At 26.0% G+C, this 13,125-nt stretch carries 11 protein-coding genes; 2 read left to right on the top strand and 9 right to left on the bottom strand.

The features are described 5' to 3' along the window. On the top strand, positions 1 to 209 hold a 209-nt coding region (locus MBCUT_RS11290; protein ID WP_169805393.1), incomplete at its 5' end, for a hypothetical protein. A gap of 99 nt (positions 210 to 308) precedes the next feature. Here the strand turns inward: MBCUT_RS11290 and MBCUT_RS04735 are convergent. The 9 genes from MBCUT_RS04735 to gatD all read right to left on the bottom strand — a co-directional run bounded on the left by MBCUT_RS04735 (position 309) and on the right by gatD (position 12,499). Further along, a complete protein-coding gene (locus tag MBCUT_RS04735; RefSeq protein WP_067259489.1) occupies positions 309 to 1,325 on the bottom strand; it encodes a DegT/DnrJ/EryC1/StrS family aminotransferase in 1,017 nt (338 codons plus the stop codon). A 110-nt stretch (positions 1,326 to 1,435) separates the two neighbouring features. Continuing rightward, entirely contained in the window at positions 1,436 to 2,623 is a 1,188-nt protein-coding gene (locus tag MBCUT_RS04730) for an Nre family DNA repair protein (protein ID WP_067259487.1), read from the bottom strand. Between the two features lie 682 nt (positions 2,624 to 3,305). Next, on the bottom strand, positions 3,306 to 4,052 hold the full coding sequence (locus MBCUT_RS04725; RefSeq protein ID WP_067259485.1) for a hypothetical protein: 747 nt from the start codon (positions 4,050 to 4,052) through the stop codon (positions 3,306 to 3,308). Between the two features lie 343 nt (positions 4,053 to 4,395). Beyond that, a complete protein-coding gene (guaA, locus tag MBCUT_RS04720) occupies positions 4,396 to 5,322 on the bottom strand; it encodes a glutamine-hydrolyzing GMP synthase (RefSeq protein ID WP_067259482.1) in 927 nt (308 codons plus the stop codon). A gap of 375 nt (positions 5,323 to 5,697) precedes the next feature. Further along, the gene (locus MBCUT_RS04715) at positions 5,698 to 5,958 is read right to left on the bottom strand and encodes a hypothetical protein (protein WP_067259480.1); all 261 of its coding nucleotides are present in this window, start codon (positions 5,956 to 5,958) and stop codon (positions 5,698 to 5,700) included. 583 nt (positions 5,959 to 6,541) lie between these two features. After that, positions 6,542 to 7,108, bottom strand: a complete 567-nt coding sequence (locus MBCUT_RS04710) for a GMP synthase subunit A (protein ID WP_067259477.1) — start codon at positions 7,106 to 7,108, stop codon at positions 6,542 to 6,544. 708 nt (positions 7,109 to 7,816) lie between these two features. Then, positions 7,817 to 8,737, bottom strand: a complete 921-nt coding sequence (locus MBCUT_RS04705; protein ID WP_067259475.1) for an NAD(P)/FAD-dependent oxidoreductase — start codon at positions 8,735 to 8,737, stop codon at positions 7,817 to 7,819. A gap of 218 nt (positions 8,738 to 8,955) precedes the next feature. Next, positions 8,956 to 10,896, bottom strand: coding sequence for a Glu-tRNA(Gln) amidotransferase subunit GatE (gene gatE / locus MBCUT_RS04700; protein WP_067259473.1), 1,941 nt, complete (start codon positions 10,894 to 10,896; stop codon positions 8,956 to 8,958). 292 nt (positions 10,897 to 11,188) lie between these two features. Beyond that, positions 11,189 to 12,499 (bottom strand): Glu-tRNA(Gln) amidotransferase subunit GatD, encoded by a 1,311-nt coding sequence (gene gatD, locus MBCUT_RS04695; protein ID WP_067259470.1) that lies wholly within the window; start codon positions 12,497 to 12,499, stop codon positions 11,189 to 11,191. A gap of 231 nt (positions 12,500 to 12,730) precedes the next feature. Here gatD and MBCUT_RS04690 point away from each other — a divergent pair, with 231 nt between their 5' ends. Beyond that, complete coding sequence (locus tag MBCUT_RS04690) at positions 12,731 to 12,976, top strand: hypothetical protein (RefSeq protein WP_067259467.1); 246 nt, start codon at positions 12,731 to 12,733, stop codon at positions 12,974 to 12,976. Positions 12,977 to 13,125 lie beyond the last annotated feature (149 nt).

Genomic DNA, 13,125 nt, shown 5'->3' with positions numbered 1-13,125 from the left:
TCAAAAACTACGGAGAAAAAACAGGTTCAAAGACTTTCACAAAATCACTCAAAAAAATACTCAAAAAACACAAAATCTACAAAATACAAACAACAAAAAACACCAAATACAACTACAACAAAGCATCCAAAATACTAAAAACAATAGTCAAAAACCTAGCACACAACAAAATAGCTAAACTCAAAATAACAGTATACAGAAGAACCTAAAAAATAAATTACTTTGTGTTATCTATTTTTGGAAAGAAGTTATATTAATTATAACATTCTTTCCAAACATTTTTTTATTTATTTAAGATTATTTTGTTATTATTGGAATCTCTTTATTGTTTCAATGATTTCATCTAAATTTTCTTTTGTTAAACATTTTGTATTTAAATTTTTAATCTCAATAGCTATTCCTCTTTGTTTTATTCTATTGTAATTAGGACAATTAGTTATAATTGACTTTCCTTTAACATTGAACTTAATTTTTAGATTTCTAATCATGGTATGAGGATCTCGATTAGCTATTATAACATTAGTTCCACGTTTATCAGGATGAAAAACATTATCGAGGTTATTTTTAATGTAAGTTGTAGCTTCAATTGTTTTTTTTAGATTGTCTTCTGCGAAATCTACTTCAGTGCTTATTCCTTTGTTTGTGATATCATTAGACCTGCATACTTTTAATAACAATTTAGATCTTTCAAATATTTTATTATTACTAGTGGTTATAAATCCACCATCACCAACATTAATTACTTTTGGAGAACTAGTGGATCCAACAATTATGTCAGAATAGATTCCATTAGCTAATTTTTTTTCTGGATCAGTTATGGATCCAGAAGCATCTTCAACAAGTAATACATTATTTTTTCTGCACCAATTAGATATCTCTTCTATTGGTTGTTCTGCTGTGTAACCTGCAAAACTTGTTAAGAAAATAGCTGGTTTTGAATATTCAATATTTTCTTTATTATTTTCATTAGTATTTTTTGCTACTTTTTGTAAATCTATTTTATCTAAATATTCTTTGGTGATTAGTCCATAATCGGTTTCAACCATAACTATCTCTTTATTTAAGAATTTAGCTATTTGTTTAAAACCATGCCATCCACCTTGATCTGGTATCAATATAGGGCCATCTATTGCATTCATAGCTATTAAAATAGCTGCATTACCACTGTTTACTATTTTTCCATGCAGATGTTTAGTTTTAGCAATGATTTTACTTTCAGTTTCTCTTAAATAGCTATTTTCTCTTTCTGTATTTATAGGGTGTCCAGCTACTTCGGCCATGGCTTCAATAGTTTCTTTAGATGGTTGTTTGTATAAAAGTTTCATATTTTTTCCTAGTTAGTTTAAATTATTTCTTTATTTATTGTTTTTATATAATTACTTAATAATATTCATTAATTTATTTAAAAATTCTTAAGGATTTCTTTAAGTTTATTCTAATTTTGATATTTTGGACTTTTTTTGAAAAAATTGTCTAGTGTAGTTTGTCTTGATTGAAGTAATTCTTTTAATAAATCACTAGTTTTAACATATTTACTGATAGGGATCTTTAATTTAGTCCCAACATATTGTAATGATTCTTTTAAATCTTCAAATTCTTTATATGGTTGTTCCATGGCATATTTAACATTTTCTCTGACATTGAAAACTCCAAGTGGAACATAACCTTCATAAGCTTCTCTAAGAACAATGGCTCCTGCTTGTATTTTTTGTTTAAATAAAGAGTCAAGAACAGCCATTTTACATGTATAGAAACATCCTCCTACACGAGAATATTCTTTTTTGTCAGTGTTAGTTTCATAATCTGAAAATATCATTTCTTCTTTACCTAAAACTTTGATAAATGCTTCCATCCATTCATATTGCCATTCCATTGGAATTAATATCACTGAATAATAGTTCTTTAAACTACTAAATTCATAGACTCTATGGGTATCAAGTAGTGGATAGTGCCTTACTTCTTTTAGGAGAGTGTTTGCTATTGAACTATCACATGCAGTAATTGACCATCTTGTTGGAACTAACTTTCTTCGTTTTCCGGTTCCAATGGCTCCAACAGAAAATGCTTTTTGAAAGTTTGAAAATGGAACTTCTTTTTTATGTAAGTTCATAACAGCTTCATTGGCTTTAAGATCAGTATCATAATATGTTTTTTCTAATTGTTTATCCCATCTTACTGCATCGATGTCAAATCTTTCAATAACCGCACTTGGCCCATGGGGAGTACTATCTTCGCTTAATGTTGTCCCTCTGGGGCGTTTTCCAAAAGTGGCTTCACTATCTATTGATTTTGATGCAAGGGAAATATCTTGAAGTTTTTCAATAAATGGATTATCTAAGTCTTTTACTCCAATCAATTGTTTTCCTCTTACTAAGTTAAGTCGATAATTAATAATATCATCTTGTGTTTTATTTTCACCAATCCATGATTCTGGTGAATCCATAATAGCTGTATCACCTTGTTCTGGTACCATCATTGGCCCAGCATAAACCTTGGGATAGCTCCATCTACCAATAAAAACAGAAGGAGGAGTACTACCATCTAAATCTTTACCTACTTTTACAGATTTCATCTGTATTTTATCAGTTAATTTTTTTAGATAGGCACTTTTAGAAGTTATCATAATTTAACCTTGAAATTAAGCAGTTTCACATTTTAAAAATAATTAAAAATATTTATTTTCATCTTTGAGTTATAATCATTATTTTTTTATTATTATCATAGTTTTTTCTTTTTTTTAGTTTATCATAATGATTTATAATTAACTTATTCTTTTAATGGTTAATCTATTTTTTGTATTATATTAAGTGGGAAATAATTCCAAAATTAAAATTTTAAAAATCACTTAAATCACATTATTATTATTTTAAAGCATATAAAATATTATTATTTTAAAAAATTAATTATATAAATTATTTTAAAGCATATAAAATATTATTATTTTAAAAAATTAATTATGTAAATTATTTTAAAGCATATAAAATATTATTATTTTAAAAAATTAATTATATAAATTTAAATTATGAATTAAGCAGTATAATAATATCAATATTCAAATAAATGAATCATATCATAGAAAAAATTTAATTTACCTAATTGATTTTAATATTAAATTTAAGGTTTTATTAGAATTTTATTCAAAATTTAGTGGTTAAAATATTTAATTTTAGTAAATTAAGAATTACTATAGATTTATATTAGATTTAAACTCATAATATTAAGAATAAAATTTTATAAAAAATAATTATTTCCCACTCAATATAATAAAAAATAAGGAAAAAGATGTAATTAATAAAGAAATGTAGTTAATAGTAAGGAATACCTGTAGCTGCACTCATAAAGCCAAGTAGCAAACTTAGATAAACAATAATTAGGAAAATTGTTAAGAATATTCCAAGTATCATAACTACAATTTCTCCATTACTAAAGCTTCTTCTAATAGGGAGATTTGGTTCTTCTAATCTCCAATATTCATTGAAAGATTCTTGAACATTTATGAAAAACCATAACTGTATAAATGGAGCAAAAATAAACCCAATGAATCCTACTAAGATCAAACCTAATAGAGTTAATCCAGGCGAATAGCATTCCAACCCTTTATCTTTAATAGGTTTTTTCATGTCATTTAAAAGTTCATAAAATACAATCCAATTAGCTATTGGAACAATAATAAAACATAATGTACGAAAAGCTACATTAATGTCTTTTCCATGATAATCTCTTAAATGAGATGCATTTTTATAGAACCAATAATAAGCATACAATCCTCCTGTAAGAATCATCAGAAGATAAAATCTTCTCATAGGAATAATTTTTGAGTATTCTACCACATTGTTGTTATATTGAGGATAAGATACTCTATTATTTTCATCAGTAGAGTATTTATTTTTGTCAGGATTGTCATCAGGTATAGTTTCAGAACTGTAGCTATTAACTGCATTATTTCTTGAAATTGAGTCTTCATCAACCCATTCATAACAATATTTACATTTTTTTGCATCAAATGGGATTTCATTTCCACAATAAATACAATATTTCGTTTTTTCTTCCATTATATCACTTTAAAATTTTGTAATTCAAAGATTATCTAGTATATCAGTTCTTTATTAACTATTGTTTGTATTAATTTTGTTGTTTAGGTTTTTATTGTTTGTATTAATTTTGTTGTTTGGGGGTTTATTGTTTGTATTAATTTTGTTGTTTAGGGTTTTATTGTTTGTATTAGTTTTGTTGTTTAGGGTGTTTATTGTTTGTATTAATTTTGTTGTTTAGGTTTTTATTGTTTGTATTAATTTTGTTGTTTAGGGTTTTATTGTTTGTATTAGTTTTGTTGTTTAGGGTTTTATTGTTTGTATTAGTTTTGTTGTTTAGGGTCTATTTTCATTCATTATCTTATTATGCAAATTCAATAGTACTTGGTGGTTTATCACTTATAGATAAAGAAACATGAGTCACTTCTGATACTTCAGATGTAATCCTTTTTGAAATAGTTCTTACAACATCCCACGGTAATTCAGGGATATATGCTGTCATTGCATCTACTGAAGCTACCATTCTCAAAACAACTAGATATCCAAAGTCTCTTTGGTCTCCTTTCACTCCAGTAACTTTTGTATCAGTTAAAACAGCGAAATATTGCCATAAATTTCCATCAAGATTGTTATTTATTATTTCCTCTCTAACAATTTCATCTGCTTTTCTACAAATAGCTAATTTTTCTTCAGTGAGATAACCTATAACTCTAACAGCTAATCCCGGACCAGGGAATGGTTGTCTATATACTAATTTCTTGGGAAGGTTTAATTCTAATCCTATTTCTCTAACTTCATCTTTATATAGTTCACGAACAGGTTCTACAAGTTCTAAAACCATTCCTCTAGGTAAAGCTAAGTTATGGTGTGATTTAATTTTTCCTTCACTTTCAATCCAATCAGGTGCTATTGTTCCTTGTACTAAGAATTTTGCTTGAATTTTTTCAGCTTCTCTTTCAAATACATCGATGAAAACCTTTCCTATGATTTTTCGTTTTTCTTCGGGATCTTCAACACCATTGAGAGCTTCTAAAAATTCAGAACTTGCATCTACATAAACAAAATTAAGTCTATCTTCAAAGATTCCACAAACTTCTTCTACTTCACCTTCTCTAAGAAGTCCATGGTTAACAAAAACAGCTATTAAATTGTTTCCAATAGCTTCTTGAACAAGTACAGAGCAAACTGAGCTATCAACTCCTCCAGAAAGAGCAATTATAGCTTTTTCATCACCAATTTCATTTTTAATTTTTTCAATAGATTCTTTTATAAATTCTGATGGATTCAACATATTTTTACACCATAAATAATAATTTGATAGTTATAATTAGAAAAGATTATATCTATCTAAAGACATATATATTAATATGTTAGATGTTACAATTGGAAATATTTTTGTTATCGGTCTTTGCCTTATAATAGCATATATTGCATATAAAATTTTAAAATGGTTAGCTCCAGTTATTATTATAATTTTATTAGCTTATTTAGCCTATGTATTTGTATTTTAGGCTTTTTTTATTCATTTAAATGTTTTAATAATTATTTAATAATGAATTTTTTTATTATTTATTTATTCAATAAGCAGTATCCATTAGTTTTTCATAATTATCCTAATTCATTATTAAAGATTTTTAGATTTAAGATTATTAAATTATCTTTGTAATTATTCTTCTTCATCAGAAGGCTCAAATTCTTCAATAACTTTTTTTATCATTAATTCTAAACTTTCTTCTCTTCCTTGTTCTAATGCTTCAATCATATCCTCATATTTCACAAATTTTTCTATTTTCACAGCTTTTTCCCCAATTCCTGAAATACGAAATTGTTCTTCAGTATCTCCGATTATGATATTTAATCCTTCTTTTTTTATACCTTGTTTATTCTCAACAGCTTTATTTTTTAATTCTTCGAAATTATCAATCATTATTTTTACCTCTTTAATTCTTTATTGTATGTTAAGTATTGGTTTGTAATTATTGTATGTTAAGTATTAGGTTTGTAATTTATTAATTTTAATTCATTCTATGAATATAAATTATATTTTCTTTGTTATTATTATATTAGTTTAGTATAATTTATTTTCATATAATTTTATAAATTATATTTTTTAATCAATCTTTATTTATAAATTATATTTTTTAATCAATTTTTATTTATAAATTATATTTTTTAATCAATTTTTATTTATAAATTATATTTTTTAATCAATTTTTATTTATAAATTATATTTTTTAATCAATTTTTATTTATAAATTATATTTTCATAGAATTTTATAAGCTATATTTTTTAATCAATCTTTATTTATAAATTATATTTCCGCATTCATGAGATTCTATATTTTAATCTATTTCTTTTTTATAATATGAACCAAAATTTACTAAATAAAATATGACCTAATATGACACGATAAGTCATAGGATGATTATGGCATCATATTTTCATGTTATGTGGTGATTTTAAGTTTTTTAATATAACTTATGATACATTTAAGTATTATCATAAAATATTATTTTTTATCATAATTACAGATATCATAGAAGTTTTTGAAAATAGATCCTCCTTTAGGAGTGTGATGTACTTCTGGATGGAATTGAATCCCATAAATATCTTTTGTTTTATGTTTCATAGCTTCAATTTTACAAATAGGTGAACTAGCTAAGATTTTAAATTCATCAGGGAGAGATTTTACTTCATCTTTATGGGATGTCCAAACTTGCATAGAAGGAAATAGTCCTTTAAAGAGTTTATTTTCCTCTAAAACATTGATCTCTATTTGAGCATAACTTTCAGTAGAGGATGTTGAAACGGTTCCACCAAAAGATTTAGCTATTAATTGATGGCCTAGGCAGATACCTAAGATAGGAATATCTAACTTATTCAGGTAATTTAAACTATTTCCAGACTCTTCAAGAGATGGCCCTCCTCCTAATATCATACCAATAGGATTTTTTTCTTTTATTTCTTCAATTGTTAACTCATTAGAAACTAATTCAGAAGGAATGTTTAAATACTTTAAACTTCTTCCTATTCTATGATTATATTGTCCTTTATTATTAATAACTAAAATTGTCATGTTATTTCTCGTTTTCTTATTTATTAATAAGTGTAATCTCTAATTTAAATAAAAATATTATGAGTAATGTAATTTTATATTTATGATATTCGAATTATTTATATACTATATCATACAATATACTAATTCATGGAATTAGAAGAATTATTGTTCATGATAATTGCTGTCCTTGTTGGTGCAGCTATTGTTTATTTATTCTTATGGTTATTACCAATTATTTTACCTATATTTATAATATTAATAATAGCTTTGTTAATATATCGCTATTTAAAATCTAATAATTATTAGGAAAATCCTTAAGAATTTTATATATGAACATATTATGAATATTTATATGTATAATTTGATTATTTAGATTTTAATAGATTATAAATATATAATTTTTAGACTTAGTTTATTATTTTTTTAATTTTATTAAAATTATTACATTTTTTGATATATTTTATTATTTTTTTAATTTTATTAAAATTACTACATTTTTTGATATATTTTATTATTTTTTTAATTTTATTAAAATTATTACATTTTTTGATATATTTTATTATTTTTTTAATTTTATTAAAATTACTACATTTTTTGATATATTTTATTATTTTTTTAATTTTATTAAATAGAAATATAATTAATATTAATAGATTATACCATGAATTATAAATAATAATTGAATTTTTGATAGTTTTAGCTATTATTTTTTTAAGATTTCTTATATTATAGTTCTATTCCTTTTTGTTCTAAATCTTCAAAGGCAGAAGTTGCAGCTACTGCACCTTCACCACAAGCAACAACCCATTGGTTAATTCCTTCAGTAACATCTCCTGCACTATAGACATATTCTATATTTGTTCTTTGGGTTTTGTCTGTAATAATATGGCCCTGAGCATTTATATCTATTCCTAAATTCTTAGCTATGGTACTAGATGGAATGTCTCCAATAGCTACAAAAATTCCTTGAACTTTTATTTCTTCAGTGTTTCCTTCATTATCAATTAGTACAACTGATTTTAACACTTTATCTCCTTTGATTTCTTTAACTACAGAATTCCAAATAACAGGTATTTTTTTTTCTTCTAATTTATTTTGAAGATATTTTTCAGCACGTAGTTCATCTCTTCTGTGGACGAGTTTGACATTACAACCTACATTTTTTAAGAAAATAGCTTCTTGAACTGCACCATTTCCACCACCAACAATTAAAACATCTTGATCTCTGTAGAGTAAACCATCACATGTTGCACAATAAGAAACACCTTTACCTTTAAATTCATTTTCTCCAGGAACTTTAAGTAGTCTATGTTTAGTCCCCATTGAAAGTATCACGCTTTTTCCAAAGTATGTAGATTTAGTTGTCTTTATTTCAAAGCCATTATCTATTTTTTGAATGGACTCAACACCTTCCATTTCTCTAATTTCAGCATTTTGTTCGGTTTGTTTTTTCATTTTAGATATTAAACTCATACCTGCAATTAATTCATACCCAGGATAATTTTCCATAGATGGGACTTCTAATCCTGTCCCTCCAGTAATTCCTTTATCTAAAAGTAATGTTTCGCTTCCTTGTCTTCCAGCATATATTCCTGCTGTTAGTCCTGCAGGACCAGCTCCAATTATTATAATATCATATTTTTCCATATCTAATCCCTTCAAAAATGTAAAATAAAATTCAATTATTTATTTAGTTTTTTGTTTCATTTATTAATATTTTTATTTTTTCAATGTATTGTTAGATTCTACTAATTATTTAGTTTCTTTAACTTATTTAGTTTATTTAACTTATTTAGTTTCTTTAACTTATTTAGTTTCTTTTATTAGATTTTTATGATCATTATAATTTGCTTAACTTAATCTATCTAATTTAATAATTTTTTAATTTCTTCTTTTAAAATCTTATTAACTAGTTTACCATCAGCCTTTCCTTTTAATTTTTTCATAGAAATCCCCATTAAAGGACCAATAGCTCCCATTTCCCGTTCTTTAATCATTGAACTATTATTATTTACTATTTCAATGATAATGTTTTCAACATCATTTTCACCAAGGAGTAACAAATCCAAGGATTTTGCTATTTGTTCTGGATCAATATTGTTATCAATATCTTTATCCACATACTTAATAAAGCCATTTTCTTTTTCATTAAATTGTTGTTCAATAGCTTCTTTGTTAATAGCTATTTCTTTAATAATATCAGTAATAGCATCTTTACTTATTTTTTCAGCAGATAATAATTTAAATGTAGCTATTAAATCTTTGGGATTTATATGTTTAATAACTATTCCTTCTCTTTTGATCTCACGTAAATTATATGCTAAAAAAGATGCAACTAATGTTGAATCAACATCTATTTCTTTCATTATAATTTCAAATTCATCTGCATGCAATTTTTTAACTAGTTGTTTAGCTAAATCTTCACTTAAAGAATATTCATCAATTATTCTATTTTTCTTTTCTTCAGGAAGTTCAGGTAAGTTGTTTCTTATATTTATAATCTTGTTTTTATCGATTTTAAATAATGGGATGTCGGTTTCAAGATACATTCTATTTGCAGTTGGAAGTGGTCTCATAAATTCACTAGTTCCATCCTCTAAAGCCTTTCGAGTTTCTTCAGGAACTCCATCAAAGGCCATATTAGCTCTTCTAATAACTTCTTCCAATGCAGATATAGCTATGTCTTCATCATGAGCAACAATTACTATGGTGTCATCTTCGTCAGCATTTAAATAGGATCTCATAGATTCAGTTTCCTCTTGGCTTATACCATATGCTGGTAACTCATCAGTATGAAATATTCCAGACACCTCTCTTTTTTTTGCATAACTAGAAAGTTCAGTTCCAAATCTCCTTCCTTTTTGAATTTCTAGCCCTACTAACCCTTTAAATCCTTTTAACACAATTCCTTTTATACTTTGGGCAGTTGAAAGTATTTTAGATGATGTATTTTTAAATATTTCATCTAAATCATGAATATCATCTAAAACTCTAGCATCACGACTTTTAAGTTCTTCTTGAATATTTAAAAGATTTAATTGTCTTTGAACTTCTAATTCTACCATTTCTGGAATTAAATCAAGATTTTGAACTCCTTTAAGCTCAACACGGGAACCTTTAGCTATTGAAATATTCAAATCCTGTCTTATGGTTCCAAGGCCTCTTTTAACATTTGTACTTCTTAATATTTGACCAAGAACATAAGCCACTTCTTTTACCTGCTCTGGATGATGAATTGAAGGGTCAGTTGTAATTTCCACCAAAGGAATACCTAATCTATCAAGGCGGAAATGAGTAAAATCATTTTCAGTAGCTATTCTTCTACATGCATCTTCTTCTAAACAAAGATTTTCAATAGCTACTTTACCTTGAGGTGTTTCAAGATAACCATCAGTTGCAACTAAGCTGGTTCTTTGAAATCCTCCAGTGTTACTTCCATCTATAACTTGCTTTCTCATTGTATGAACTTCATCAATTATGTGCATATTAAGTAAAGAAGCTATTGTAATAGCTAAATCAAGGGCTTCTTCATTTAGATCATGTGGAGGCTCATCATCTGTTTCAACTAAACAAGTTCTATGATTGTATGCTTCATAATTAAACTTTAATTTTCTCATAGATTCCTGAAAGGCAGCTCGATCAATTTGACCTAACTCGCTTTGAGTAGGTCTTAAACCTCTTTTTATCTCATTATCGAATCTTTCATCAATCAGCTCTGTAGCACATGGGCAAAAAAGCTTAGTTTCAGTATTAAGTTGCTGATGAATTTCTAATCCCATTTTAAGACCTAAATCATCCCAATCCATAAACACACCATTTTAATTAATATTTTTAACTATCATTCTTCAGTAATTATTATATTATCTTTGTTTTTAGTATACTATCTTTGTTTTTTAACTTTTATAATTTTGGAAATATCTTATAAGTACAATCAATATGTTATACTTACTATTTCATATAAAGAATCATTATTTATAAAATTTTAATATAAAAATGATTGATAAATAGGATATTATTCTATAAAGTGAAAAAACTTTATTTATTAGATATTTAAAGAACTTCAGTTACTAGATATCTAAATAAAAATAACTTATTTAATTAGTTTAAAAAGTATTTCAATGAAGATTTTTCATTTAATTCTCCAGCTATGTTAGTTGTAATAATATTTGTTACATCATTTAAATTTTCGCTTTGACCTAATGCCCAACATAACTTAACATATGCAGTTTCTGGAGTCATATCTCCACCAGAAATTACTCCTGCATTCAATAGCTTACGTCCTGTACTATAAACATTCATATTCAAAGTTCCATAGATACATTGTGAAGTCATTACAATAGCTATATTTTCTTCGTTTGCTCTTTTAATGGCATTTAACATGTAATCTGGGATATGTCCTAGTCCAGTTCCTTCTATAAGAAGGCCTTTATATCCTTTATCAACATGATAATTTATTAATTCTTCTGTAATTCCTGGAAATGTTTTGATGATGGCTACTTTTGATTCAAGGTTATCACTTAACTTCAATTCTTTGGAATTTCTTTTTGTATAGTTATTTGTATTAATTGAACTTAATTCTCCATTTTTAAATCTAGCTATTGGTTCATTATCAATACTTCTAAATGTATCTCTTCTACTGGTGTGCATTTTTCTTACTTTAGTTCCTCTGTGAAGATCACAATACACATCATCAAGAGTTCCATGCATACATACAGTAACTTCAGCTATGTTTGATTTTGCAGCACCTACGGAATTCATAAGGTTTAAAAAAGCATCTGTAGAGGGACGATCTGAACTTCTTTGAGCCCCAGTTATTACAATGGGGACAGGGCTTTCTAACATAAAACTCAATGCTGCAGAAGTATAGTGCATTGTATCAGTTCCATGAGCCACTACTACTCCATCAACACCATTATTTATTTCATCAGCTATTGATTTAGCAGTATTGACCCAATATTCTGGCTTCATATTTTCACTTAGTATATTGTAAAGCGCTTTAACATCAATATTAGCTAAATCCAATAGTTCACTATTAGCTTTTAAAAGATCACTAGCTGTGAATACTGGATGTACAGCCCCTGTTTTGTAATCAATAATAGAAGATACCGTGCCTCCAGTAGATATGATCAGTATATTATCTTTTTCAGGATCATTAACTATTTCAACATTATCATACTTAATTTCAGGTTTAGATCCTTTTTTAATCAACTCTATTTTAGCATTGGAAATGTTAAGTCCAATGTTATATCCGTTATCGATTTTTAATACAATATGATTATCTTCAGCATCTTCAGATCTGTCTAATAATATTCCATTATACTGTATTTCTCCTTTTTCTACTTTTACTAAATCTCCTATCGAAATATTAGATTTATTTAGAAAATCTTGTGCTATTTTTTTATAAGCCATCTAATCACTTTATAATATTAATTATAATATCTTCAAATTTTAAAATAATTTAATGATTGAATTATTGTATTGAATTATATTTGAATTATCTCTAAATAAGTTATATTTAAATTAGATAATATATAATTTTTCAAAAATTATTAAGTGAAAATATCGGACTGGTAGAAAAGATGAAAAATGGGCAAATAATTAATTAAACAAAAGAAATCTAAAGAAAAAATCTATTACCCATTGGCAGGTAAAGAAGTCATATTCAATATTGCTAGTAAAATACTAACAGCTATAACTGATGCTAATGGAATAGCTATTGTTCAATATACTGCTAATAAAGCTGATTTTACAGATGGAAAACTAGCTTTCAATACTTCTTTTGAAGGTGATGAAAGCTATTTACTCAGAAATGCTATTGGACTCATATCTTTTATTCCAAATCAACTCTTCCCACACTTAATAATAATACTACTAATAATTCAGTAAAAGCAGCAATGAAACCAACAGGCATGCTTTTAATCCATATGATCCTAACATTGTTATCAAATATAGGTTTAATTAGGTATAAAAAGACTAAAAATTTTAAAACTTTTTTCTATTTTTTATTTTTCTATTTTTCTATTTTTAATATAATT

Origin of the sequence: Methanobrevibacter cuticularis, assembly GCF_001639285.1 — an archaeon.
Classification (GTDB): Archaea; Methanobacteriota; Methanobacteria; order Methanobacteriales; family Methanobacteriaceae; genus Methanobaculum; species Methanobaculum cuticulare.
Note: the sequence above shows the minus strand (reverse complement) of the source record. Positions and strands in the feature narration are given on the sequence as shown.

Bases quoted from the DNA above. Each gene is read 5' to 3' on its own strand.
- MBCUT_RS04735 (WP_067259489.1), bottom strand. From the start codon at position 1,325: ATGAAACTTTTATACAAACAACCATCTAAAGAAACTATTGAAGCCATG.
- MBCUT_RS04730 (WP_067259487.1), bottom strand. From the start codon at position 2,623: ATGATAACTTCTAAAAGTGCCTATCTAAAAAAATTAACTGATAAAATA.
- MBCUT_RS04725 (WP_067259485.1), bottom strand. From the start codon at position 4,052: ATGGAAGAAAAAACGAAATATTGTATTTATTGTGGAAATGAAATCCCA.
- guaA (WP_067259482.1), bottom strand. From the start codon at position 5,322: ATGTTGAATCCATCAGAATTTATAAAAGAATCTATTGAAAAAATTAAA.
- MBCUT_RS04715 (WP_067259480.1), bottom strand. From the start codon at position 5,958: ATGATTGATAATTTCGAAGAATTAAAAAATAAAGCTGTTGAGAATAAA.
- MBCUT_RS04710 (WP_067259477.1), bottom strand. From the start codon at position 7,108: ATGACAATTTTAGTTATTAATAATAAAGGACAATATAATCATAGAATA.
- MBCUT_RS04705 (WP_067259475.1), bottom strand. From the start codon at position 8,737: ATGGAAAAATATGATATTATAATAATTGGAGCTGGTCCTGCAGGACTA.
- gatE (WP_067259473.1), bottom strand. From the start codon at position 10,896: ATGGATTGGGATGATTTAGGTCTTAAAATGGGATTAGAAATTCATCAG.
- gatD (WP_067259470.1), bottom strand. From the start codon at position 12,499: ATGGCTTATAAAAAAATAGCACAAGATTTTCTAAATAAATCTAATATT.